Raw genomic sequence first — 24,166 nt, forward strand, 5'->3', positions numbered from 1 at the left:
GGTATCCGATTATGTCTGAAAATAGCTGAGCGATTCCTTGAGCCCTCTGGACATATTCTTTAATTGCTCGGACAAACCCACCAAGCTGCTGCTAATCTGGATTTGACTTGCGGTTTCATCGGCTACTTCCATCGCGGAAGATGACGTCTGCTCGGAAATGCCGCTTACGCGATCCATCGCACTAACGAGCACGACCTGCGAGTGCTCCAATAAATCAATGGAAGCTGCTACACTTTCTAAATGGACACTGAAATCTTTCATCTGATCACTCACATGGCCAAATATAACATCCGTTTGGTTAACCCTTTGAAACTGCTTATGGAAAATGGGCTGCGCCTCAGAGATGACGTTCACTGTCTCTTGCATATCCTCGCGGATTTGCTCCGCAATTTGCCCTACCTGTTCGATAGAGCGATTCGCTTCAACGGAAAGATGACGAATTTCTGAGGCGATAACCATGAAGCCTTTGCCGTGAACCCCGGCCCGCGCTGCTTCAATGGAAGCATTGATGGATAAAATGTTCGTTTGCTTCGTCATGACCTGCAGCATTTGTACGATCTTCGTTACAGCCTGCGTACTTTCCGCCAGCCGTTTGACGCGATCCTGCATCGAAAGCGTCATGGCTTCCACCTGATGATTATTCGAAACCACTTCTTCCATGAAACGTTTTCCTTCTTCGCTGGCATTTCTCACAATTGTGGCAGACTCATCCATTTGACGATTCACCGATACGACTTGTTTCATTTGTTCTAATACGGTTTGCGTCATTCTACTCGCTTGATCCGCCTCTTGGGAAAGCACGTGTGTCGCACCTGCAATCTGGGACGTAGACAGGGCATTATTTTGAGCAGATTCCGTCGTCAGTTGAGCGCCGCCAAGCACTTCATCCGCTAGGTGCAGAACATCTTGAGCCGATTGATTCGCCTCTTCGACGAGCTTCTGAATGTGCTGCATCATGAGATTAAAGCTAGATCCCAGCACACCAATTTCGTCGGTTCTTTGAAAATCAACACGTGTGGACAAGTCTCCCTCGGAGCCTTTCTGCATGCCCGTCTTCAAAATATGCAAAGGCCGCCCAATAAACCTGACCACATATGCCCCCAAACCTCCCGCAGCAATGGCTGCAATAAGCCCAATGATCACAGTTACGTTGAAAATGCGGTTTGCCTCCGATAGCAGCTCGCTTAATGAAATCGTACTTACAACATACCAGCCGAGCCGGTCATCCGTCGCTTGGTCGAATACCATTAGCTGACCTTTGCCTTGACCTGTCCGCGAAATGATCGAGCCGGTTTTCATTTTTTTGTCGGTTGATGGATCACTCGGGATGGCAAGAAGTGAACTTTGATCATCGTTTGCTCCTGCAGCCAGCACCGTTTCCAGCTGAGAATTCACGATTCTGTTAATTCCTGTTTCTCCCAAATGAATCGACTTCAATTGCTGAAGGAGCACATCGGTCTTAATTTCGATCATCAAATAAGCAATCGTCTGTTTCGTCAACGGGTCTTGAAGGATGCGGGCCAAGCCAAAAGCGGAAGCTTCTTTGTTCGTATCTTTGGGCTGGACCCACGTCATGCTCATCTTTTTGTCCTTCAGCTCATGAAACCAGGATTGATCGGCCACCTGCGTATGACCTTGCTGCTGCGATCGGTTATTGGCGCCTACAATCGTTATTTCCTTACCGTCAGGCTCATAAAGACTAACCGCATTCAGCGTCGAATCACGAAAAAGAATATCTTCGAATTGCGTCTTCATTTTGTCCCATTGAAGCTGCCGTTCGGGACTGCCGGGAGCGCCATCTCGATAAGAGCGAATCGCACTTTGAAGATTATTGTCGACAGCAAATTGAAAAGAGAAAGTTTCATAACGTTCATACAGCATATCCAGCTTTTCGCGAGCCTGAATAATCATTTGATGGGAGGCTGCAGCCACCTGATTCTCGATCATTTGCCTGGCCACGCTGTACGTTGCATAGCCAGCTAATGAAACAAATAACGTGATGCATAGGAAGAACATGATAAATAATTTAACCCCAACCGATCTCAAAATCCAACGCTGAAGAACACGATTTGCAATTCGAGTCCACTGTTTTATCAGATTCATCACGAGCATCCTATCTCCCTTTTTTTCCGAAATGATCAGTGAGAATCTGACTCCAAGCTTTCAAACCAATACGCTCTATCCGCAGGAATGCTCACCGTGTAGCGCCCAGGACGATATTGTTCCTGCGCATCCACAAAGAAGATCTGACCTTGAACAGCCGCCATATGGCGATAAGTTGAACCAATAAACAAATGATCCTTCACTTCCGCCTGAAAGGTAAAAAATCCATCTTCATAGCTGACAACCGGATATGAGGAAGACGTTAACGCATCAGGTTGTTCGGGTCCCAAGCGGGCATTTTCGGAACGAAGTACAAGCTTCATCTTCTTGTTATCCCGCATCACCGCAAGGGTGTGGCTTTCACCCATAAATTGCGCCGCAAATAACGTATTCGGGTGATAGTAGACTTCTTGGGGCTTGCCAGCCTGTTCAATCCGCCCGTCTTTCATAATGACAACATAATCGGCCATGGATAAGGCCTCTTCTTGGTCATGTGTCACGTATAAAGCCGTAATGCCAAAGGATTGCTGAATGGCGCGTATCTCCACCCTCAAGCGTGACCTGACTTTTGCATCCAGATTGGACAGCGGTTCGTCCATTAACAGCAGATTGGGTTCAATGACAAGCGCTCGCGCCAAGGCGATGCGCTGCTGCTGTCCTCCCGAATAGTGCTGAGGCTTGCGGCTTTTGATATCGTGCAGTGGAATTTCTACTCGGGTAAGCACCTCATGAACCTTCTGTTCAATGACTTCACGGCTTTTTTTACGCAATTTAAGACCGTATGCTACATTATCGAATACAGACATATGCGGCCATAACGCATAGTTTTGAAAAACCATGGTTGCCCCACGTTCACGGGAAGGCGTTCTTGTGACATCTTTTTCCCCAAAATGCATAGATCCTGAGTCAATGTCGTGAAAGCCAGCCAGCGCTCGCAGCAAAGTCGTTTTGCCGCATCCGCTTGGGCCTACAATGGCCGTAAAACCTCCCTCAGGCAAGGAAAGCGAAATCTCTTCGATCCCCCGGCTACTTCCATATTGCTTTGATACACGATCCAATCGAATCTCCATCGTTATCCCCTCCCAAAAGCGGCCATATATTCTGATTTCATAAAGCGCTGCATCAACAGCAGCAGGACTATACCTGGAAGCATCAGCAGCAATCCCGTCACAGACGCCGTCTGCATTTCATAACCCATAGCTGAGTTGTACATAAACACCGGCATCGTCGTAATGAAAGGCGCGCCAATTAATAAGCTGCCTGTAAATTCATCCAAGGAGTAGAGAAAAACCAACAGGGATGAAGCAATAATCCCCGGAACCGCCATAGGCAGTGTTATCGTGAAGAAGGTACGCAGGCGAGAAGCTCCCAAATTAACTGCAGCCTCTTCCAAAGAAGCTGATATATGTTGAAACACGGAAACCATCGTCCACACAGAAAAGACAAGCGCACCCACCAGATGAATCAGTGTAACACCTGTCAGCGTGCCGACGAGATCCCACTTGTACATAAGCACCATTGCGTTCGTAAACACGGGAAGCTGCGGAAAGGCTTGCGGCAGCAGGAAAATAAGCAGTAGAACGGATTTTGCCGGTAAGCGGTAGCGAGCAATTAAATAAGATAACGGCAAGCACAGCAGGATACTGATCAGAGTGACCAAGAAAGCAATGCCGAAGCTGAGCGTGAGCGAATGCAGCATTTTGCCATCGAATACTTTCGCCCAGTACAAGAACCCCCACTGTTGGGGAAGGGTATGCGGCCAAAACCATTTTTCAGCGAATGACCAGATCACCAAGCTGGAAATCGGCCCCAAGATCAGAAATAACGAAAATGCATAGATGGCTAAGCGAACGGCCATGCGCCCGATGCTGCTTGATCTACCAGCCATGTGTACCTTTGCTTGCTTGCGTTCAATGACGGGATTCATGACTTAGCCACCTTTTTCACATAATAAATTGCTGCTCCCATCGAAGCGATGTAAGAAACAACACCGATGGCATTGGCCGCACCTGAATCATGGCGATAAACAAGCTCATAATACAAATCAATCATCAGCATTTGGCTGCCTCCAGCGTCTCCCAGCATAGCCGGGATGGAGAAGTTGCCAATCATCGACGTAAATGTCAAAACACCTGCAACGCTAATCGTTCCCCATGACATCGGAATCATCATGTCTTTGATCAAGCGAAACCCGCCTGCTCCTGTGTTGCGCGCTGCCTCCAAATAGCTGGAATTAATACCACGGAAGGCGCCCATCACAAGCAGCAGCGTCAAACCGATGTTCTTCCAAACCAGTGCAACGATGAGTCCGGTTGTTGAGAACGCGACACTTGGCATAACATCGGGATTGAACCATCCTGTAGAAGCCAACAGCGAGTTGAGCGTTCCATGCGGCGCCAAAAATACGCGCATCGCATGACCAACTACAACGAAAGGTACAAAAAGCGGAATTTTGAACAAAAACTCAACAAATGGATCGGCCTTAAGCCTCAGCCAGCCCGCCAATAAAGCTGCCAGGGCCAGCACAAGCACAAGGCTGACCAGGCAGATCACCAGCGTAAATAGAAAATCATTGTGGTAGGTCTCAATCACATAGAGGTAATTGTCCAGTGTCCATTGGCTCTTAGCATTCTGAAAGCTGCCTATCAACGAATCCATAAAGGGATAAACGAACAGACCCACAACAATCAGGGTGGCTGGAGCGATCATGCTCACTCCAGCCAGCCAACGGAGCAAGGAAGAGGACGCGCCAATGGTTTTAACGTTTGATTTGGGCACAGTCTTCATCCTCTCAGTGTTAGTTTTTCTCGTATGCGGCTTGCAGATTACCGAAATATTCATTGATCGGCAACGATTGTCCGCGTTTATTCAAATCTTCTGCTGTCACGTATTTGAACAGCTTTTGCTTGCCTTCTTCACTTACTTTAGGCAGCACAAGCTCAGCATTAATGCCTGGGTACCAACTGAATTTATCTACGATCACCTTAGCTTGAATCTCTGGGGAAGTCAGGAAATCTGCATATTTTAAGGCTGCTTCTTTATTTTTTGCATTTTTCGGAATCACGACATACAGCGGTTGTCCTGGCAGTCCCGGATCAGCTACTTTCAACTGAAAGTTCGGATTCAAACGGCCATCGGAAATCCATTGATAGAACATGTCCACCCATACCGGTCCCATATCAATTTCACCACGGTTAAGCATATCCAGCGTACCGTTATTGCCGTTCGTATAAACGACTGGCAGAGATTTCAGCTGCTTCATAATATCCGGCCATTTCTTCTCCAGATCCGCATTGTAAGGGCCTTCTGTCAGTGTTTTGTAATCTCCGCTTTTGGCATATGTATAAGCTGTTGCAAAAGCTACGCCGCTCATTCCGTTTTTGATGCCGTTATAACCAAAACGCTTCGGGTTCGCTTTAATCCATTTTTCAACATCATCAAAGTTTTTAGGAGCTTCCTTCACTTTATCCGGATTGTAGGCCAAAGCGACTTGGCTGTGATACAACGGGATAACATACCCCTCAACATTAGTCCCCAAGCTGTTTTTGCTGTCTCCTGATACGACCGCGCCTTTGTTGGCGGAATTCGGCACCCATTTTTCGACCAAATCATTCTCAATTAAAGACTTCATCATGCTTTGGTGCACGATTGCCACATCGATATCCCATTCTTGTTTTCCAGCGTCTTTTTGAGCTTTTAACTTTTCAAAAATTTTCTGCGAACCTGCATCTCCAGGTCCCGTTCCTACAACATTCACTTGCGCGTCTGCATAGGTTTTCTTCAATTCAGGAATCACGTATTTCTCTTGCAGCTCCGTCATGTTCGTGTCACCGGCTGTCGCGAGATTCAGAGTCATTTTCACTGCTTTAGCCGGCTTGTCTGACGGAGCCGAACTACTGGAAGCAGCTGGGGACGTACTGCTGCCTGGTTTTGCTTCATTTGTTCCACAGCCAGCCAAAAGCGTTGCAACCGAAGTACCTACCAACAATACGTTGAACCATTTTTTTCTCATGTTTTACTTCCTCCTAATTGGTTTAGAATGAGCCGGGAGCATTTCGCCAGAATCTCGCAAGATGTCTAGACTTCAACTATCTTTAGTTTGCATGAGAAGTGTTAGCTTAATATCATTTGTATGTAAATATTTCGTTAATGTTGTCTAGACATGTTAAAATAAAGTGAAAAAGTTTCACTTTAAGCCTCTTTAGCGGTTAAGCTTTCACCGTATATGCGAGAGGATGTCCTTCAGCAGCACGTTGGTCGGGTGCTTGGGCTTCAAGCGAGCTGGCGTTCCGTTTCGTGTCATGTGAAAACCTGCGATTATGCAGGCTTTCTCGGCGAAATCGGGTGAAAAATGAAAATACCTGCGATTATGCAGGCATTTTCGGCCTTTCCATCCAGCAATGCTGAAATAGCCTCAAAAGGATGCATAATCGCAGGTATTTACTGATTTCGGCGGTGCCAAGAGCAAAAAGGATGCACAATCGCAGGCATTTGGCGAAAAAGGCGGGTGACTTATACAGCCCCTTGCCATTATCGGAAACGTTCCATCCAAAAATGGAAAACATCGTTGCGAAAATAATCATTCGCATAGAAAATCGGGAAATTATTCTCATCATAATGCGTTTGCTTCATCAAGAGCACGGTCGTATTCGGATGAAGCATCAGACTCTGCACACGTGGGTCTGTTTGCAAAGGTACCATCAATTCCGTATGGCTTCTCTTGACGAATATGTTCAATTCCTGTTCCAGAAACTTGAATAACGATCCACCAAAAGCCGTCTCCTCAAATTTATTGCCTACGATCGACCGCGGCAAGATATAGAAAGATGACATGACCGGTTCTTCATTTGCCGTTCGAACTCTTTCAAGAATAACAACCGGATCGCCTTGCTGGATGTTTAGAAATGGTGCCCATTCTTCTGTACACGCCGCGTTATGCACCGATTGCTGCTGGTCCCCCTCCTGATGGCCGGCTATCTTCAGCATCTCGCTAGTTGACTGCAAGCGGGCTAAATTGCTGGGAATTTGCTCTAACTGGCGAATGACGAACGTGCCGACGCCATGCTGAACTCGCAGCTTCCCTTCCTCCTCTAGCTTCTTGATTGCGGCACGAAAGGTTTCTCGACTTACGCCAAATTTATTAGCCATCTCTGGCTCTGATGGAAACTTATAGCCAACATGCAACTCGCCTTGTTCGATTTGTTTGTCCAACTCGTCCTTAATTTTCATATATCTAGGATACATAGTCCTTACATCCTCCTTAGAATATCTATACAGGCAGCAACTGCTGAAATCAGCCATTTTAAATCCCATAAATTCTAGCATGTCTAGACTTCTCTTATAAATTATGTTAATCATTTATTAAGTGCGTATCAACTCTATTTTAATAAATTGTAAATAAGCCTCCGCTTTACTACAAATTCCCTAAAAACTGGAGATTCATTCGAGCAATACAAATAGGTGCTGCGATGAAGCAAGCACCTCTTTCTAAATCATTTTTGAGCCTACGATTACCATACAGGCCGGAACAGGAATGCTTGCGCATCCATGGACGAATGTACTAATTTTCGCATATCAGTCAGAAGCGCTTCAATTCTCTCTTCTCCTAGAACCTCATGCCAACGCTGCTGGATCGACGTGAAAATGGCTTCGGTTGCCTGAATGCAATCCCAGCCTCGCTGCGTTAAAACTACAAGCTTGCCTCGTTGATCGGATGGATGCGGCTGCCGAGTGACATAACCACGCTCTTCCAAATAGTCAATTGTAAGACTAGCAGCTTGCTTCGTAATCCCCATATGCTCAGCTAATTCTTTCCCGGTAGCACCGCCATGCGAAATTTTTTGAAAAATAAAGCCATGGGAAGGCCGAACATCATCAAACCCTACTTTCCCCAATTCCTTATGTAATTCATCAACTGCCATGCGAAAGGCAGATGCAAAAAGAATCGTTAGCTCATATCCTCCTGCGCCTTCTTCAGCCAATGAGTTCTCCCCCTGATAAATTCCCTAGTATGTACTTAGATCATTTTATCATGGTTGATCCAAAAAAATAAGGACACCCATTTTAATAGGTGCCTTATTGCTTAGTGTTTCTTAAGTTGGCATGCTGGCTGCTCATGCAGTTCCGCTCCAATTTGCCGGAATAACGTGGCCGTGTCGAAAAGCGCCCAGTGCTCGGAGATTTTGCCATCTGTAAGCCGAAATTCACGATATAGCTTAACATCAATCGGATTATGCGTCGCTTCCGTTCCCCTGAAGCTCCCTTGGTGTGTTCCACGCATTCTCAAGCGTACAACAACACGATCACCTTGGGCAACTGAGCTTTCCTCGAAAGAAACTTGATCAGGAAACGCAGAATGAAGAATACGCGCCATCTGAATAAGTCCATTGCGATCGTTCGGAACATACGCATGATCAACATAGTCTGCCGCAAGAAATTCATCCGTACACGCAAAATCTCCTTCGTTCCAAAAGTTTTTAATAAAATTACGCACAACCACCATATTATTGACATGAGACATGGGCAGCTCCCCCTTCAATTAGTCAATTTAATTGACTTGTTTGTATCATAATGCATTATTTAAATATAGTCAATTAAATTGACTATATTTTTAATAAGAACAACAACAGTCATCGCATCACTCCTTACTTTTTCGGATCTTACTCACGAGCATTTTTTTCATGCTCAGATCGTAACTCTTCGTCGGTTGAGTCTGCCGAAAAGGCAGGTCAGGGGTAGAAAGGCAGCGAATCGCTCCTGAACCGGCCAAAAAGGCAGGCTCGAGCGGTAAAAAGAGCAAAACTGCTCAAAAGCTCAGTTGAGCCTGCCGAAAAGGCTAGCTCAGGGGTAGAAAAGCAGTGAACCGCTCCCGAGCCTGCCAAAAAGGCGGGCTCGAGCGGTAAAAGGAGCAATACTGCTCAAAAGCTCAGCTGAGCCCGCCGAAAAAGGCGGGCTCAGGGGTAGAAAAGCAGCGAACCGCTCCTGAGCCTGCCAAAAAGGCAGGCTCGAGCACTAAAAGGAGCAATACTGCTCAAAAGCTCACCTGAGCCTGCCGAAAATTGGCAGGCTCAACAATTACCGCCTGACCCGCTTCCAATACATGCGCAAAAAGGCCGCAAGCTGCAAGCTCACGACCTTCAAATCGATAGATACTACACTTTCGCTCTGAGCTTCTTCTTAATCCTTGCAGCCATAATTTCGAGCAGGACCGCGAAGAAGAGGATGAAGTACGTAACAACCCCAACTTCTCTAACGTCATAATAAAAGCCGCTGGCCATAAACATGTCAAACCCGATGCCGCCTGCGCCCGCTGCGGCTCCCATCGCAACAGCAACGGCGAAGTTAATCTCGAAACGCATGAATGTCCACGAAATCAGATACGTGATCGATGACGGAATGACGGCCTGAAAGACGATTTGCCACCAATTGGCACCGCTCGCTTTCAGCGCTTCGATGACGCCCTCATCCAGCTCCTCGAACGATTCCGAGAACGCTTTAACCAAATAGCTGACTGAATGAAACGTCATGCCAATGACCGCAGCCACGCTCCCCAAACCAGCGGCAACCGCAAAAATCAGCACCCAAAGTACGGTAGGAACTGCTCTAATAAAAGCAACGCCGCCTTTAATGATCATCGAAACCAGATTGGAGGATAGATTCCGGGCTGCAAACAAAGCCAGAAACAAAGCAAGGATAGCGCCGAATAGCGTGGTCAGGAAGGCCAATCCCAACGTGATGATAACTTGCTTGAGCGCCTCCAGAAACGTAAAATGTTTCAGATGCGGCTCAAAGAACATCGTTTTGATCGTCACAGCTGTTGAACGTATTCCTTCAAAAAGGTTGATTTCCTTGTAGTCGAAAGTAGCAAACCCGTACACGGTCAACGCAGCGAGAAGTCCTAAAGTAAGCTGAATGATTAGTGTTCCTTTGCTAAAAGGCTTTGCCTTTATCCGAAGCTGAGGCTTCCTAAGCGGCTCCTCAGCCCCGTTCGCAGTTCCGGTGAACTCATGGCGTGCCATCTTACAGAATCACCCTCCTGACATAATTGGAAACCACTTCAATCAGCATAATGGCAACCACGATCACGATGACGACCAAGGAGGCGGAGCTGTAATTCAGGCTTTTGTAATACAAGCTGAACAGAAAACCGATTCCCGTTCCCGTCAAGATGCCGATCAATGTCGCTTGGCGGATGTTGGTTTCAACCATAAACAAGATCCAACTGAGCAGCTGCGGCATGCTCGCAGGAATCACAGATTGAAAGATGATCGAGAAATAAGGGGCACCTGTCGCTCTTAATGCCTCCACTGAACTGCCGCTTACCTCATCAATAGATTCAATGAAAGCGCGGGTCATGAATCCGAAGGAGCCGAAGAAGAGGGCGAAGTAGCCTGTCATCACATTTTGTCCAAAAGAAAACAGCAAAATCATCGACCACGCGGCTACGTCAATATTTCGAAACAAGGTTGCGATTGAACGGCTGATCCAACTTGCCACTCCGCCTACCCCCGTCGTATTCGAGCCGAGGATGGCGAATAATAAAGCAAATACAGAAGCTACTGTCGTCGCAGCAATGGAGACCAGCACCGTTTCTATCAGCGATTCGGCAATGGCAGGAAGTTTATTCAGCGCTTTGGCATTGGGATAAAAGTTCTGGAAAGCCCATTCAGCTGCTTTGGGAATAGAGGTAAACCCTTTGACCACGTTATATTCCGTTATCGTAATAGCAACCACGGTGATCAGAATGAGCAGGGCGTAATACATCAGCGAATTCCTTCTTTTTCTGACGAAAAAGTTAGCCTGCATGCCGACCTCCCTGATCTGCTACTAACTCGTGCAGCTCGGGGCCGTAGATTTTGCTGAGCTGAGCTGTGTTGATATGTGTCGGAGAGCCATCATACACAATGGTCCCCTTATTCACGCCAATAATTCGGTCCGAATATTTCAGCGCCACATCGACCTGATGCAAATTAATAATGACCGTAATCCCCATCTTGGAACAAATGCTGCGCAGGTGCTCCATAATGATTTTGGAAGCGTTGGGGTCCAAAGAGGCGATCGGCTCATCGCACAGCAGCATTTTGGGATTCTGAACCAATGCTCTGGCGATCCCAACCCGCTGCTTCTGCCCCCCGCTTAGCTCGTCGCAGCGTTTATAAATCTGCTCCTCCAAACCGAGCATTTGCAGGATGCTGTAAGCCTGCTCTTTCTCCTCCTCGGAGTAGAGTCCAAACATGCCTGCCAGCGTTGACTTATACCCAAGCCTGCCATGCAGGACGTTCTCTATTACACTAAGTCGATTAACCAAATTATAGTGCTGAAAGATCATTCCGATGCGTGTTCTCAGCTTCTTCAGCTCACTTTTCTTGGAACCTACGACATTAGCGCCATCAAAAATGATCTCTCCGCTGCTTGCGTCAATCATTCGGTTAATGCAGCGAAGAAGGGTTGACTTCCCCGCTCCGGAAGGCCCGATGATTGAAACAAATTCTCCTTCTTTCACAGCGAAGTTGACATTAGATAACGCTTTAGTATCCGCGCCATACTGCTTCGATACCTGCTTGAATTCCAATAACGTTGTCATGGTTAACTCCCTTGGCAGATTAGATAGATAGGGCTCATACGATTACTTGGACAACTCTCTGACTGGATTGAACCAGGCATCTTCGACGGTCAGGAATTTCTCCTTGCCTGACTTTTGCTTGAACATACCGGATTCCTTTGAATCCTTAGGCAGAATAATTTTAGGATTGTTGGTCACGGCATCTGATGTAAAAGCATCCTTCAATTTCTTCTGATCCTCTGCGCTTATTGTGCTTGTATTAACGGCAAAGGGCGAGTTGAGAACAGGAGTTACGGAAATGAGCGAAAACTCCTTGCCGATCAGCGTATTGAACGGCTCAGCTGCGCCTTGTTTAATTTTATAAACTGCTCCCGCCTTATTGGCTGTTCCGGATGACAGCTCGACATAATTGGATATGCACGTATCACAGAACGCAGCAATATCGGCTTTGCCAGTCAAAAGGTTGACTGCTGCGCCCTGATGCGAGCCGCCAAACAGCACTTCGCTGAAAAACTTGTCCTTCCCGCCTTGAATCAGGTCATCGGCAGTCAGTTTCTTATATTTATCCTGCTTGCTGAAATAACTTACAATGGCTGCGGATGGCACTTTGAAGCCAGATGTAGATGAGTTGGACACGAAGGAGAACTTCTTGCCGGCAATGTTGTCAATCGCGAAACCACTGCCGCTTTTATAGGCTTCTTCATCGCCTTTTCTCACATTCAGCCAGCTGTAATAGACCGCGTCATCCAGCGTTCCGGACTCGCCGCTTGGCACAACAAGGGGTTGAACCTTTTTATTTTTGGCGTTCGCTTCAATGTAGCCTTGAGGCCCCATGAAAGCTAAATCCGCATTGCCGTTGGCAATGGCTTCGATGGCAATGATATAATCCGTTGTTGTTTTATGCTCGACTTTCTTGCCTGTTGCCGTTTCAATGACCTTGCCAAGCTCTTCGCGGGCATCTTTCAGATCCGCTCCGGACTCATTGGGGTACCAAGCAATCGTGATGGTGTCCTTCGTTTTTACGGGTGCAGCAGCTTTCTCAGCGTCGCCAGCCTTGGATGCGCAGCCTGTAACTACAGCTGCAAGGGTTAATGAAATAGCAAGTACCAAAAGTTTTTTCAAGTTAACTCTCCTCCCGATTTGCAAAGCTTTGTAATGGACAACCTTCATACCCAAGCTATATATCAACGGACGGATTGGACACTTTTAATGTGGTGTAAGGTTGGTTTGTCGATCAGCCATTAAGAATTTGCCGTCCTTTATTTGATATTCCCGGTTGCATAGGTTCTCCATAAATTCAAGGTCGTGGAAAATACCCAGCATCGTCGTGCCTTCCTTCATGAGCTGTTCGATCAGTACTTTTACTTTCACTTTGGAGCTATGGTCCAGACTCGCCGTGGGCTCATCCAGCAGCAGCAGCCTTGGCCGCTTGACCATCGCTCTGGCGATGTTGAGACGCAGCTTTTCACCACCGGAGAAAGTTCCCGGGTAGCTGTCCCATAAGCTTCGATCCAGCTCGAAATGCTCGAGCATTTTTACAGTTTCATTTTCCGCATATTCCGTCTCGTGGCCCATCTCTACGATGGCATGGCGGATAAGCTCTCTGGCCGTCGTGCGCGGCATCACATTCAGAAATTGAGACACATACCCGATCTCGAATTTCCGCAATTCAATCATCATTCGCTCCGAAACAGTGACCAGATCAATCCGGCCAAAACGTTGAGAATGGTACCAGATGTGCCCTGCATGAGGCAGATAAGTGCGGTAAATGCATCTGAGCACGGTCGACTTACCGCTTCCGCTTCTCCCGGTAATGCCTACGAATTCTCCCTCTTTCAGGTAGAGATTTACGTCTTCAACTGCCTTAATATGTTTGTTCAAGTTGTGCAAAGTGAAAGATTTGGACAACTGTTCGATAGACAGAAGGCTATCCATGCCATCACCCCCATTAGATTCTGTAATTCGTTTTCTGAATCAGCTTGCCATCCACCATCACTGCCGTAATAACCGGGAATTCATCGGGCTCCAGCCGCTCAATAATAAGCAGATCGGCCTTTTTGCCTTCACGAATCGAACCTAAAATCTCGTCCATGTTGACGGCTCTTGCAGGATTCAAGGTCACGAGCTTGAACATTTCGACCAAGCTCTTCTCATACTGGCTGGCTAGCTGGAAGACCGCATGAAGCATCGCAGCCGGATAATAATCGCTGCACAGAATATCAATGGAGCCATCATTTACGGCTTCTGCCGCAGATAGGTTGCCGCTGTGCGAGCCTCCGAGAATGACGTTTGGCGCGCCGGCTATCGTGAATAAGCCCTTCTCCTTCGCTTTGCGAGCGATGTCCAGTGTAATCGGGAATTCGCTGATGGTCGTGCCGAAGCTTTGCACTAGGTCGAGCTTTTCCACTGAATCATCGTCGTGAGAAGCGATCGCGATGTTCCTTGCTTTGGCCATCTCCGCGATTTCACGGATGGCGTCGACGGTCATTTTCTGCTTGGACTGATGATTGGCAATGATGAGTTCCACATTTTCATCAGAAACGTTGTCATATCCCCGAATCGTCTTTTTATACAGCTCCAAATCTCTGTACTGTCCTTGCCCTGGAGTGTGATCCATAAAAGAAAGGAGATGGACTTTCTCCTCCATGATGTACGCTTTTAAGCTTTCGATTTCGTCCAGATTGTCAATCTCGAATCGGGCATGAAAGCGGTGACGAACCAAATGCTTGCTGTGGTGGGTTTGATCGATCAAATCGACCAACTTGCGTACATTCTCAGGCTCACGGATAGGCCTGTACTTGTAGTCAACGGATTTGAAGATAGACAAGGAGTGATACATCGTCGTAATGCCGTGAGCGATCAATTCCTTCTCCGTTTCGCGCAGGCTCAGGCGGAAATCAATTAAAGAAGTTGGTCTTGGAGCTGTCATATGCTCGATATAATCGGAGTGGATGTCAATCAATCCTGGGGCAATGTATCCGCCGCAAGCATCAATAATTTCGGTATTCGCATCAGGAGTAAACTCATCTCTGCGCACGATCTTAGCAATTCGGTCTTCGAAGACGAAGAGGTCATAACCTTCTAATAGCGCCTCTTCGGTAATAATAATTCCGTTCGTTATCAGATACATGGGATAAGCTCCTCCTATTTATTCGCTACAGCGCTACAGCATGGAGTGCACTAACTGCTGCGTATACGCGTGCTGGGGATCTTCGAGAATTTGGTCTGTTAAGCCTTGCTCAACCACCTGTCCATCGAGCATTACCATCGTTCGGTCAGCCAGCATACGGATGACGCCAAGATCGTGGGACACGAGCAGGATGCTGATATTCAGTTCCCTTTGCAGATGCTTGATCAAATCCAGCACATTGGCTTGCACAGATAAGTCCAGCCCGGTGGTTACTTCGTCGAGCAGCAGAATCGGCGGATTGTTGGACATCGCTTTGGCAATCTGCACGCGCTGCTGCATACCGCCAGAGAAGTTTTTTGGCGCTTCCTTCATGCGATACACCGGAATATGAACCCGCTCGAGCAGCTCGCTGCCCCGCGATTCCATAGCCGCTACGTTCCGGCTTCCGGCGGCAATCATCTTCTCCGCAATATTCCCGATGGAGGAAAAATCCATCCGCAGCCCCATCACCGGATTCTGATACACCTTGCCCATCAGATGGTTGCGAATAAATCGCTTCTGTTGGGACGATTCTTGAAACAGGTTGCTGCTGCCTTCCTTATAGGGAGTAAGGTACGCCTCCCCCTCGGTTACTTCCTGATCGAAATAGAGACATCTCATCAGCGTCGACTTGCCGCTTCCGCTTTCCCCTACGATGCCTAGGACTTCACCGGGGTATAGGTCAAATGAGATATCTTGGCAAGAATAAACCGTCGCGCAAACCGGGCAGTAATTTTTATCGAGTTGGCGGTGCTTGCCGCTGCAATGGCTGCAGCCTGCGCCAAATTGTTTGTTTAAATTGTTCACTCGCAGGATTGGGGCTGAAAATTCACCCATTTTTCTTCACCTCTTATAAGAAGACTGCTGATTCATTTGACTTAGACAGTAGCTTGTATCGTTGCACTGATAGTAGCTGGCAGCTTGCTCCGTATCGTATAGCTCATCCATAAACACATGCTGGGCGCCGCATTGTCTGCAGCTTTTACCAAGAAAGGACTCCGGTTCAAAGGGAACATCCTCGAAGGCCAAAGAGACAACTTTTGTATACGGAGGAACAGCGTATATTTTCTTCTCCCGGCCCGCGCCAAGTAAAATGAGTGCTTCTGAGCTGTTTAGCTTCGGATTATCGAACTTGGGGATTGGACTTGGCGCCATCACGTAACGATCATGCACCATAACAGGATGATCAGCCCCGGTAGAGACGCTTCGGTACTTCATAATCTGCTCGAACAACATCAGCCATGCCCCGCTGTATTCCTTCTCCCCATGAAGACGCTTGGTCTCCAGTTCACTGGATTCATACATTCGCAGCGGCTCTGGCATCGGAACTTGCAGGACCAGTATTTGACCCGCATGCAAAGGAATTTCCGGCACACGATGCCGGGATTGAATTAGCGTAGCTTTGTCCGTCTCGTCTACCGTGACTACACCGGTCGTTTTGTTAATCAGCTTCTTCATACTGACTGCGTTGACTGACTCATCCGAGCCTTGGTCAATCACTTTGAGCACATCCGACTTCCCGATTAAGGAAAGCGTAAGCTGCAGCCCCCCCGTTCCCCAGCCACGCCCGATGGGCATCTCTCTGGAGGCGAATGGAACTTGATAGCCCGGAATCGCAATCGCTTTGAGCGTTGCCCGCCGGATCTCCCTTTTGGACCCTTCATCAAGAAAAGCGAAGTTGTATTGAATTTGCATAGACTCTACTCCTCTTCCGATTCCACGGACTGGTTCTGCCTTGTTTTGCGCACATCGTTCAGCTTGGATTGGAAGGTAACATAGTGCGGCATTTTCAAGTGTGAAATAAATCCTGTGGATTCCACCGAATCAATATGATAAAGCACGAATTCCTCGTTCTGCGTTGGCACGCTCTTATTGCCGCCTTCCAGACTTTTGTCCAAAATGCTCATGGCAATGGCTTTCGTTTCATTCTGTCCGAAGCAAAGTCCGTAGCCGAAGTCCAGCTTAAGCTCCTTTGCGCCATTCTCCTTCTTAATCGTTGCCGGAACGAGCATTTCTACTTCCGACACTTTAATCTCGCCTATATAGTAAGCTTCATCATCCTCTTCATTGGGATGCAGCGGACTTTCCACATAAATCGGGAGTTGACCAACCCGCAGTTCACCAACCGTCGGATGAATCATGCCGTAACCGCGAATAACCGCGTAGGCCAAGGATGTGACGGCACCTGTCTGGCCTCTTGTCAAAATTTGCAGCTTCTCGCTCCGGCTCGCCGGAAAGGTCAGGCTGGTTCGGGTAACATCGTCCGGTTCCGTATTGTCGAGTGGGCAGTCCGTAATCAGCCCTTCTTTTCTAAGATAATCCAGCACCTTGGGCAGGCGGTCTTCAACGGCTTCAGCTGCTTGAGTATCCTCCGCGCCTATATATACCTGCAACCAACTGCTTACGCGATCTTCTGTTTCTTCCAGGAGGTCGAAGTCCAGCATGCGATGCGAGTAATCTGTCGATGCACCTAAGATTTGCCCGCCGGGAATATCCTTGAAGGAGGCGGAAATTCGCCTTTCTACACGCATTTCCTCTGGGTTTACCAGCTTGGAATAATGCTTTCGGGGCAGTGTTGACCGATAAGCACGCAGCAGGAACACAGCTTCTTCGGGACTGCCTTCCGCTTGCTTGATGGCCAAAGCTGCGAGCTGTTCGCTGTAAAAACTGCTCTCTGACATCACCTGATCGATTAAGCCTCTCATCCCCGCTTCGATCGTATCCACATCAAGGAACTTGCCGTTCTTCAATCTTTCGAATTGAATGCGTTGCAGCGATTCTTCAATCGCTTGTGTGCCGCCTTTGACTGCTACATATCCCATTTCACTTATCCTCCTCCGCCTGAACCTGAGTCGTTCTAGGCAAAGCAAGCAAACGATGGCTCGCATCCACCAAGATGCAATCCAGGCCCAGCGGGTATTCCGCATTCCGCTCTGCACGAGCATCCATCCAATTCCCGCCCAGCAGCATCTCGGCGCTTGAAAAGGATTGAATGCCCGGTCCTGACAATCGCAGCTTCGTTCCTCCGTATAGACTTTCTGTCTCGATAACTAGCGTAGCCGAAAAGTGCGGATCTCTCAGATCGCCGATTTTGGCTGCTTGAAGCGCTTGGAGCAGATCGTCCGGCTGTGCGTCGCGCAAAACAAAAATATAATCTGCCTCACCGACCTCAGCCTCTCTCGCATAGCTCATCTGTTTGAACCATTGCGTCACTTGCGTTTCCCGCTCCGAGAACACTTTGAAGGAGACTTCCGTATCCAGCAGCATCTCGGCCATGATCCATGTAGCTGGCAAGCAGCCATTGCCTGTTTCCAGCTTCCCTGCTTCTTCGGTGAGATCCGACACTATGCCGGGCCTTGACAGGGAGTCAACCAACTTTCTATAAGCTCTTTGTACATCGTGAACCAGATCTAGTTTCATGGTGAGTATCTCCTTTCAATCCGTGTCCATCGTTTCAAAATCAACTTTGGTCTGCAGCACCTTCGCCTGGAAGGCCGCACGTCCGACGGTGATCAAATCGCTTTCTGCTTGCAGAATGCTGGACCATTCCTTCGTTTCTTTCAGGCCAGCCGCATATGCGGCATCGATGACAGCCAGGGCATAGGCTTTTTCCGGATCATCGCCTTTGATAAGACCGACACCGATTGCGCCTTCAATCTGTACTTTGCATTCGGTCACCAGCACTTCTCCCAAGTAAAATAAGCTTTTTTGCGCAGTTTCTCTTACCTTGACCATGACAAGTCCATGATTCGGCTCTTCAATCACAACGATGTTGTAACGGTTCATGATGTCTCGGGATAACGAAATTGCGACTTCGGGAGATCCGTTAATCAAAATCTCTGTTCTTTGCTTTCGTTTCATGCTTGGACCTCCTTGATCTTAGAAGCCTTTCATCACTTCGAAATTCACTTTATCTTGTTGCCAGGCTAGCGGCTGTTAAGATTAAGTAAATTCAAATTTCATAGGAGAAACAGTCTCCACGGTACAAAATTTTGCTGCATTCCAACGTCGTCCCTGACTCCGTATCTATGCACCCGGATTCGAGCACCAGCAAAGGAATAAGGCTGGAGCATGCCAGCAAATTCCTCTCATATTTAGAGGGGAACGTCACACGAAGAATCGTTTGTTTGGATTGAAATTGGTGATAGCCCTTGCTTTGGTAATATTGGAACATGGAAGTTATTTGTTGTCCTTCTTTGCAAATGTGAGGAAACATAGATTCCAGGACGTAGGAAGTATGCAAGGCAATAGACTGCCCATTTACGATCCTCAGACGCCCCACTCTATACACGTTGTCGTCTTCATCAGCTTGAAGGGATTCATAGATTTTATTGTTAAACTCAATAGGCTCGCAAAAAATATTCTTAGATTGATAGTTGTAGCCCAAATCATTCATTTTCTGGCTAAAGCTGATACTGCCGGAAAGATCGAGCGGAATGCGAAGATTTCTGTCCTGCACGAAGCTGCCTTTGCCTTGCTTAGAGTAAATATAGCCCAGCTCCTGCAACCGTTCGTAGGCTTTGCGCGCTGTGATTCTTGGGACTTTGAAGCGGTCCGCAAGCTCATTTTCCGAAGGCAATTTATCATCAGACTCAAATTTGCCGGATTGGATTGCCGTAATGAGGTAATCCATAATATCCATCTCTTCAGACATCCCCGCTACCTCCCCAAATTAGCCGTATTTTTTGATAAAGCTGTTGACATCGTTCAATTCATGAAATCGTTCCTCTAACCAATCACGCGGCCAATCCCACCAAGCAATCTCCAGCAAACGGTCACTGATCTCCTTGGTAAATCGGGATTTGATCGGCTTTGCTGTCACCCCAACCACGATCGTGTACGGCTCAACATCCTTGGTCACGACAGCGCCTGAGCCAACAACGGCTCCGGTTCCGATATGAACGCCTTTCATAACAATAGCCCCGTGCCCAATCCATACATCATGGCCGATGGTCACACGGTTGCCTCTGCGCCAATCGAAAATCTCATCATCATCCGTCCCCGCAAAACCATAAGCAGCACGCCGATACGTCATATGGTGCTGTGTCACCCGATCCATGGGATGGTCGACTGGATTAATACAAACATGCGAAGCAATAGAGGTGAATTTGCCCACCTCTGCATAGTTGATCGTGACATCATCCATCGTATAGGAATAATCCCCGATGCGAGCTTCAATCATCTTGTTGCGCGGACCGATGGAGGTCCAATCTCCTGCAAAGCTGTTCAAGATATGGCTGCTTTCATGAAAGCGGGGCTCAACCGACAGCGGCGAATGGGCATCGACTTGATGAATTGGCTTCATAGGTAAACGACTCCTTTGGCGGATAATGAAATGTATGTTTCACAATTTCGATGTCGATGGTTTGCGTGCCCGAAGAAGCTGCACCGTGTCTATACCGGGACTTTTGCTGCCCAGCTCTACTTCTTTTTCTCCATAAAAGCCGTGAAAATCAGAACCGCCCGTCATCACCAAGTCGTATTCCTCGGCACAACCGCGTGCTCTCTCTTCATCTTCCGGTCCATGCAGCGGATGCCATACTTCAATGCCTTGAAGGCCTGCATCTACAAGCGCAGGCACCGCTTCGAAGCTCCGATACTGTCCAGGATGCGCCAGTACGGGGACTCCGCCAGCTGCTAAAATAGCCCGAATCGCATCTCCTGCATCGACATACTTGGTTGGGATGTAGGCGATACCCGGCTGCTCCCCGTTCAGACCGCGTGAGAACAACTTTTTATATAACTCGCCGTAGATTGAGGCCGTATAGCCCTGATCAATCAACGCATGCATGATGTGCTGTTTGTAAACCCCCGTACCGCCTTCTGCATAATGAAGCACTTGCTCCCATGTGATGGCATAACCAGCTTCAATTAGTCGATCGACAGCTGTCCGGCAGCCTTCATGACGCATTTCTAATAGCGGGCTGCAAAGCGTGTCCAACGCAGCATGTCCAGGCTCTACAAAATAACCAAGAATATGAATTCGGCGATTCCTTATAAAATCATAGGCTGAAATTTCAATGCCTGGAATGATTTCCACTCCTCGTTTCAGCCCTTTGTCGACCATTGAAGCGAGCTCTTGAGTCGTATCATGATTGGTAATAGCCAGATGAGAGACCTCACTTTGAATAGCTAAGTCCAGGATTTCATCAAATGTAAAAGAACCGTCAGACAATCTCGTATGGCAATGCAATTCTGCTTTCATAACAACCTCCGCAAAATGGGTATAAGATAGGCTGGAATTCAAAGGTAAGCCTTTGAATTTCGGATGAGCTTCATGTCTATGGACCTAGTCTAACTTGATGCCAAGTTACAAAGGTTAATGCCATGTAATGCGCACATTAATTTAGTGTAAAATTCATCATTTGGAGTGGGAAGGCGGCCTTCCCGCTGCTACAATCTTCCAGCTAACTTCTACGAAAGCTGATCTACGCAAAAAACCACCTCCTTCCCCACTTGATCAGTGGTTTTGGAGGTGGTAATACCTTAAGCCCCTCTGTTCCGCTTGCTGTTTCGGCATATTCCTGCGATTATGCATCTTTTTGGTGCTGATCTTAACCAAAATGGCTAATTCCTGCAATTATGCATGCTTTTGAAGCATATTCTCGATTCCAAGCTGAAAAAGCGGTAAAAACCTGCACAATGGCAGGCTTTCCCACTTTACACACCCTTTTGGTTGAAAATGCCTACACAATCGCAGGTTTTCACAATTGGCAGTCACTGTGAGCCCACACCTTGCTCGATAGAAACCCTTGTGTGCTGCGCAGTCATCCTATTGCCGCTTATTCTGAATTGCAGCACTAATCTTTATACATGTTAGCAATTTGTTCCCCTCTGTCCCTGATCGTATCCGCCACGAATGCCGGTTCCAACACGCGGACATCCGGCCCAAAGCTAAGAATCATATCATACATCCAGCGGTTATCGGCGTTGCTGGTTCTGACTAGCAGAGAGCCATCCGCTTGAACCTCCACCTTATCCAGACCAAAGGCCTCTTCCACCCTCACTCTTAGCTTAGGTCGGAAATGGAGGACAAGAGGAATAACAGGACCCGTCTCCTGATTTCCCCATCGTGCGTCAAGCTCTTCCATGCGAACGCCTCGATTGTGGAAATGCTCCAAATGAATTCGCAAATCGCTCATCCTGGAAAGACGAAATGTCCGATAGTCACTGCGCAGCCGGCAATACGCATATAAGTACCACGTATAACCTTTCCATGCGATCCCGAGAGGTTCAGCTTCACGCTTTCCTCCGTCACCTTCCGTATTGGTATAAACAAATGAAACGACGGTTCGCCGCTTAGCTGCTTGTCGCAGCGTAGCCAGCATCGACTTATCCTTGATCCCGCTCCCATGCCACAGGTTCGTATCAAAAATAAGCGTTTCCCCCGTCTCTTCCAATTGTTTCTGCTCTGATCTCGCCACTAAGGCTTTGATTTTAATCAATAAGTTGTTCATTTCCTGATCATCCAGTGAAGCTTGTACGCCTTTAAGAGCCACCAGAATCGACTGCAGATCTTCGAAAGTGACGATTTGCCGATCAATTCGGAACTGCTCCATGATCTCATAGCCTCCGTCCATTCCCGTATAAGAAACAATAGGAATGCCTGAGGTATTAATCGTCTCCACATCACGATAAATCGTCCGCAGAGATACCTCGAATTTATCTGCAAGCGTCTGAGCATTGACTCGGCGCTGACTCAATAAAACCATCGTAATCCCCAGCAACCGCTGTATTTTCAAGATATCCCCTCTTTCCTCAATCCTAATTTTACCTTTCTTTGAATAAGAAATCTAATCTTATTCCGCCTGGTCGCGGCGGGCCGATCGGAAAACAGAATAGATCATCAACGCTGGCAACTGCTTCAACGATAGATACTGTGCATCATTTTGATAGAAAAATGGACATTGATGGGCGATATGCTATTTATTATAATTGCTCTACAACAAGCACTAGAGATAATCGTTTATTGGACAACTAGCGATTCAGCTCCAAGACCTCATCGTGATCGTGAGGTTTTTCACATGTATTGTCCTCTTGCTAGTAACAAATAATAACAATCATTACCGACATTTTGGGAAAAGTGTCTAGAAAACAATTTGATCCGAAAGAGGTGAGCACCGTGGAGTTGACAGCAACCAAGCAACAGAATATAGGCAAAATCGGATCCATTCAAAACTTACCGGTGAATTTATTCGCCGCTGTTATGGGAATTTCAGGCCTTTCCTCATCATGGAGACTTTCCCATGAACTCTTCCATACGTCGGCTGTATTAACTGACATCACAAGTGCCATAGCCATTCTCGTATTCATACTACTATTCATAGGGTTCATGGTGAAAGGAATTCGTTTTCCTCAGAAGGTAGCAGCCGAGTTCACACATCCGATTGTCGGAAATTTTTTCGGTACCATTCCGATTGCGATTTTGCTGTTATCATCTATTTTGAGTCCATATCAGAAAGTGCTTAGTGAAGCTGTCTGGATCATAGGTATGATTCTCACATTAGCGTTAAGTTATATTATCATATCCCGCTTGCTTAAAGGGAAAATAGATCCCACCCACGCGGTTCCTGCTTGGTTAATTCCTTGCGTAGGTGTACTGGATATTGCCGTAACCGGAGGAACAATGCCCTTTGCATGGGCGCATGAAGTCAATTTATTGAGTCTTGCAATTGGTGGTTTTGCCGCACTTATATTTTTGCCGCTGATTATCAATCGATTAATCCATCATGAGACGCTAGGCATCGGCTTGACGCCTTCGATGATTATTTTGATCGCACCTTTTGAAGTAGGCTTCTTGGGCTATAGCAATTTCTTGCAGCGGATCGATAACTTTGCAGCCATATTATTTTATTTCGGCCTTTTCCTTTTTATCGTGCTTGCTTTTAAAGTATTTAAAAAAACCATTTATTTTGGAGCATCCTGGTGGGCTGTTAGCTTCCCTATGGCGGCACTTAGCAATGCCGCATTAAAATATGCGATACATGTGAATACTTGGCCTTTAAAAGTTATTGCAGCGTTGATCCTTTTGATTTTAACGATTGTCATCATCGTTTTATTGGTTCGAACGCTCATTAATTTGTTCAACGGAAAGCTGCTACAAGGATGAAACGACATCTTTTGTAGGCGATATAACTTCATTTTACTCAGGCTGTAGAGAAAGGGCTGTCTCGCAAGTCGATAATGACTGCGAGGCAGCCCCTTCTGCTTTAGAGGCTCTCAAACTGGTACCGCCTAACCCTAACGCAACCGCATCTGCAATTGCAACTGCCTAGTCAACTCCCCCCCAACCTTGTTGCCCAATTCCACTGGAATAACTCCAATGTTTCTCG

General features: G+C 47.3%; 24 protein-coding genes. 1 reads left to right on the forward strand and 23 read right to left on the reverse strand.

Translation table 11 applies throughout. The annotated features are described in order from the left end of the window. Window positions 1–9: 9 nt before the first annotated feature. The 23 genes from HQN90_RS19145 to HQN90_RS19255 form a co-directional block, all read right to left on the reverse strand. Window positions 10–2,103 (reverse strand): methyl-accepting chemotaxis protein, encoded by a 2,094-nt coding sequence (locus HQN90_RS19145; RefSeq protein WP_173221590.1) that lies wholly within the window; start codon window positions 2,101–2,103, stop codon window positions 10–12. A gap of 35 nt (window positions 2,104–2,138) precedes the next feature. Continuing rightward, the gene (locus HQN90_RS19150) at window positions 2,139–3,173 is read right to left on the reverse strand and encodes an ABC transporter ATP-binding protein (protein WP_173221592.1); all 1,035 of its coding nucleotides are present in this window, start codon (window positions 3,171–3,173) and stop codon (window positions 2,139–2,141) included. A gap of 2 nt (window positions 3,174–3,175) precedes the next feature. Beyond that, on the reverse strand, window positions 3,176–4,030 hold the full coding sequence (locus HQN90_RS19155) for an ABC transporter permease (protein WP_173221594.1): 855 nt from the start codon (window positions 4,028–4,030) through the stop codon (window positions 3,176–3,178). Beyond that, window positions 4,027–4,881, reverse strand: coding sequence for an ABC transporter permease subunit (locus tag HQN90_RS19160; RefSeq protein WP_173221596.1), 855 nt, complete (start codon window positions 4,879–4,881; stop codon window positions 4,027–4,029). The genes HQN90_RS19155 and HQN90_RS19160 overlap by 4 nt, the downstream gene beginning before the upstream one ends. 19 nt (window positions 4,882–4,900) lie before the next feature. Beyond that, complete coding sequence (locus HQN90_RS19165) at window positions 4,901–6,115, reverse strand: extracellular solute-binding protein (protein ID WP_173221598.1); 1,215 nt, start codon at window positions 6,113–6,115, stop codon at window positions 4,901–4,903. A 518-nt stretch (window positions 6,116–6,633) separates the two neighbouring features. Beyond that, window positions 6,634–7,347 (reverse strand): GntR family transcriptional regulator, encoded by a 714-nt coding sequence (locus HQN90_RS19170; protein WP_246362626.1) that lies wholly within the window; start codon window positions 7,345–7,347, stop codon window positions 6,634–6,636. A 266-nt stretch (window positions 7,348–7,613) separates the two neighbouring features. Continuing rightward, window positions 7,614–8,024 carry a MarR family winged helix-turn-helix transcriptional regulator gene (locus tag HQN90_RS19175; protein ID WP_173221779.1) on the reverse strand — a complete coding sequence of 137 codons (411 nt, stop codon included), beginning with the start codon at window positions 8,022–8,024 and terminating at the stop codon, window positions 7,614–7,616. 161 nt (window positions 8,025–8,185) lie between these two features. Continuing rightward, complete coding sequence (locus tag HQN90_RS19180) at window positions 8,186–8,623, reverse strand: ester cyclase (protein WP_173221601.1); 438 nt, start codon at window positions 8,621–8,623, stop codon at window positions 8,186–8,188. 631 nt (window positions 8,624–9,254) lie between these two features. After that, complete coding sequence (locus tag HQN90_RS19185; RefSeq protein ID WP_173221603.1) at window positions 9,255–10,121, reverse strand: PhnE/PtxC family ABC transporter permease; 867 nt, start codon at window positions 10,119–10,121, stop codon at window positions 9,255–9,257. A gap of 1 nt (window position 10,122) precedes the next feature. Further along, window positions 10,123–10,908: a PhnE/PtxC family ABC transporter permease gene (locus HQN90_RS19190; protein WP_173221605.1), complete on the reverse strand. Its 786-nt coding sequence runs from the start codon at window positions 10,906–10,908 to the stop codon at window positions 10,123–10,125. Continuing rightward, entirely contained in the window at window positions 10,898–11,686 is a 789-nt protein-coding gene (gene phnC, locus HQN90_RS19195) for a phosphonate ABC transporter ATP-binding protein (protein ID WP_173221607.1), read from the reverse strand. The genes HQN90_RS19190 and phnC overlap by 11 nt, the downstream gene beginning before the upstream one ends. A 42-nt stretch (window positions 11,687–11,728) precedes the next feature. Next, the gene (locus HQN90_RS19200) at window positions 11,729–12,787 is read right to left on the reverse strand and encodes a PhnD/SsuA/transferrin family substrate-binding protein (protein WP_173221609.1); all 1,059 of its coding nucleotides are present in this window, start codon (window positions 12,785–12,787) and stop codon (window positions 11,729–11,731) included. A gap of 84 nt (window positions 12,788–12,871) precedes the next feature. Beyond that, the gene (locus HQN90_RS19205) at window positions 12,872–13,600 is read right to left on the reverse strand and encodes a phosphonate C-P lyase system protein PhnL (RefSeq protein WP_173221611.1); all 729 of its coding nucleotides are present in this window, start codon (window positions 13,598–13,600) and stop codon (window positions 12,872–12,874) included. A 13-nt stretch (window positions 13,601–13,613) separates the two neighbouring features. Next, the gene (phnM, locus tag HQN90_RS19210; protein ID WP_173221613.1) at window positions 13,614–14,795 is read right to left on the reverse strand and encodes a phosphonate metabolism protein PhnM; all 1,182 of its coding nucleotides are present in this window, start codon (window positions 14,793–14,795) and stop codon (window positions 13,614–13,616) included. A gap of 33 nt (window positions 14,796–14,828) precedes the next feature. After that, window positions 14,829–15,671, reverse strand: a complete 843-nt coding sequence (locus tag HQN90_RS19215) for an ATP-binding cassette domain-containing protein (RefSeq protein ID WP_173221615.1) — start codon at window positions 15,669–15,671, stop codon at window positions 14,829–14,831. 6 nt (window positions 15,672–15,677) lie between these two features. Further along, window positions 15,678–16,529, reverse strand: coding sequence for an alpha-D-ribose 1-methylphosphonate 5-phosphate C-P-lyase PhnJ (locus HQN90_RS19220; protein WP_173221618.1), 852 nt, complete (start codon window positions 16,527–16,529; stop codon window positions 15,678–15,680). Between the two features lie 5 nt (window positions 16,530–16,534). Next, window positions 16,535–17,656 (reverse strand): carbon-phosphorus lyase complex subunit PhnI, encoded by a 1,122-nt coding sequence (locus tag HQN90_RS19225; RefSeq protein WP_173221620.1) that lies wholly within the window; start codon window positions 17,654–17,656, stop codon window positions 16,535–16,537. Between the two features lies 1 nt (window position 17,657). Next, entirely contained in the window at window positions 17,658–18,254 is a 597-nt protein-coding gene (gene phnH, locus HQN90_RS19230) for a phosphonate C-P lyase system protein PhnH (protein ID WP_173221622.1), read from the reverse strand. A 15-nt stretch (window positions 18,255–18,269) separates the two neighbouring features. Continuing rightward, on the reverse strand, window positions 18,270–18,695 hold the full coding sequence (phnG, locus tag HQN90_RS19235; protein ID WP_173221624.1) for a phosphonate C-P lyase system protein PhnG: 426 nt from the start codon (window positions 18,693–18,695) through the stop codon (window positions 18,270–18,272). 91 nt (window positions 18,696–18,786) lie between these two features. Next, window positions 18,787–19,488 carry a GntR family transcriptional regulator gene (locus HQN90_RS19240; RefSeq protein ID WP_173221625.1) on the reverse strand — a complete coding sequence of 234 codons (702 nt, stop codon included), beginning with the start codon at window positions 19,486–19,488 and terminating at the stop codon, window positions 18,787–18,789. A gap of 18 nt (window positions 19,489–19,506) precedes the next feature. Then, window positions 19,507–20,139 (reverse strand): DapH/DapD/GlmU-related protein, encoded by a 633-nt coding sequence (locus HQN90_RS19245; protein WP_173221627.1) that lies wholly within the window; start codon window positions 20,137–20,139, stop codon window positions 19,507–19,509. Between the two features lie 39 nt (window positions 20,140–20,178). Continuing rightward, the gene (locus HQN90_RS19250) at window positions 20,179–21,039 is read right to left on the reverse strand and encodes a PHP domain-containing protein (RefSeq protein ID WP_173221629.1); all 861 of its coding nucleotides are present in this window, start codon (window positions 21,037–21,039) and stop codon (window positions 20,179–20,181) included. Window positions 21,040–21,634: 595 nt separating this feature from the next. After that, window positions 21,635–22,576, reverse strand: a complete 942-nt coding sequence (locus HQN90_RS19255) for a helix-turn-helix transcriptional regulator (RefSeq protein ID WP_173221631.1) — start codon at window positions 22,574–22,576, stop codon at window positions 21,635–21,637. A gap of 380 nt (window positions 22,577–22,956) precedes the next feature. On the opposite strand from HQN90_RS19255, the gene HQN90_RS19260 reads away from it, so the two are divergent. Then, on the forward strand, window positions 22,957–23,943 hold the full coding sequence (locus HQN90_RS19260; protein ID WP_338042353.1) for an SLAC1 anion channel family protein: 987 nt from the start codon (window positions 22,957–22,959) through the stop codon (window positions 23,941–23,943). Window positions 23,944–24,166 lie beyond the last annotated feature (223 nt).

This window comes from Paenibacillus alba, from assembly GCF_013204855.1.
Classification (GTDB): domain Bacteria; phylum Bacillota; class Bacilli; order Paenibacillales; family NBRC-103111; genus Paenibacillus_E; species Paenibacillus_E alba.

What these genes read in the sequence shown, in the direction of transcription:
- HQN90_RS19150 (WP_173221592.1), bottom strand. Translation starts at nt 3,173, where the DNA reads ATGGAGATTCGATTGGATCGTGTATCAAAGCAATATGGAAGTAGCCGG.
- HQN90_RS19225 (WP_173221620.1), bottom strand. Translation starts at nt 17,656, where the DNA reads ATGGGATATGTAGCAGTCAAAGGCGGCACACAAGCGATTGAAGAATCG.
- phnC (WP_173221607.1), bottom strand. Translation starts at nt 11,686, where the DNA reads ATGACAACGTTATTGGAATTCAAGCAGGTATCGAAGCAGTATGGCGCG.
- HQN90_RS19205 (WP_173221611.1), bottom strand. Translation starts at nt 13,600, where the DNA reads ATGGATAGCCTTCTGTCTATCGAACAGTTGTCCAAATCTTTCACTTTG.
- HQN90_RS19185 (WP_173221603.1), bottom strand. Translation starts at nt 10,121, where the DNA reads ATGGCACGCCATGAGTTCACCGGAACTGCGAACGGGGCTGAGGAGCCG.
- HQN90_RS19180 (WP_173221601.1), bottom strand. Translation starts at nt 8,623, where the DNA reads ATGTCTCATGTCAATAATATGGTGGTTGTGCGTAATTTTATTAAAAAC.
- phnM (WP_173221613.1), bottom strand. Translation starts at nt 14,795, where the DNA reads ATGTATCTGATAACGAACGGAATTATTATTACCGAAGAGGCGCTATTA.
- HQN90_RS19190 (WP_173221605.1), bottom strand. Translation starts at nt 10,908, where the DNA reads ATGCAGGCTAACTTTTTCGTCAGAAAAAGAAGGAATTCGCTGATGTAT.
- HQN90_RS19215 (WP_173221615.1), bottom strand. Translation starts at nt 15,671, where the DNA reads ATGGGTGAATTTTCAGCCCCAATCCTGCGAGTGAACAATTTAAACAAA.
- phnG (WP_173221624.1), bottom strand. Translation starts at nt 18,695, where the DNA reads ATGAAACGAAAGCAAAGAACAGAGATTTTGATTAACGGATCTCCCGAA.
- HQN90_RS19145 (WP_173221590.1), bottom strand. Translation starts at nt 2,103, where the DNA reads ATGAATCTGATAAAACAGTGGACTCGAATTGCAAATCGTGTTCTTCAG.
- phnH (WP_173221622.1), bottom strand. Translation starts at nt 18,254, where the DNA reads ATGAAACTAGATCTGGTTCACGATGTACAAAGAGCTTATAGAAAGTTG.
- HQN90_RS19240 (WP_173221625.1), bottom strand. Translation starts at nt 19,488, where the DNA reads ATGTCTGAAGAGATGGATATTATGGATTACCTCATTACGGCAATCCAA.
- HQN90_RS19250 (WP_173221629.1), bottom strand. Translation starts at nt 21,039, where the DNA reads ATGAAAGCAGAATTGCATTGCCATACGAGATTGTCTGACGGTTCTTTT.
- HQN90_RS19170 (WP_246362626.1), bottom strand. Translation starts at nt 7,347, where the DNA reads ATGTATCCTAGATATATGAAAATTAAGGACGAGTTGGACAAACAAATC.
- HQN90_RS19220 (WP_173221618.1), bottom strand. Translation starts at nt 16,529, where the DNA reads ATGCAAATTCAATACAACTTCGCTTTTCTTGATGAAGGGTCCAAAAGG.
- HQN90_RS19245 (WP_173221627.1), bottom strand. Translation starts at nt 20,139, where the DNA reads ATGAAGCCAATTCATCAAGTCGATGCCCATTCGCCGCTGTCGGTTGAG.
- HQN90_RS19175 (WP_173221779.1), bottom strand. Translation starts at nt 8,024, where the DNA reads ATGGCAGTTGATGAATTACATAAGGAATTGGGGAAAGTAGGGTTTGAT.
- HQN90_RS19165 (WP_173221598.1), bottom strand. Translation starts at nt 6,115, where the DNA reads ATGAGAAAAAAATGGTTCAACGTATTGTTGGTAGGTACTTCGGTTGCA.
- HQN90_RS19155 (WP_173221594.1), bottom strand. Translation starts at nt 4,030, where the DNA reads ATGAATCCCGTCATTGAACGCAAGCAAGCAAAGGTACACATGGCTGGT.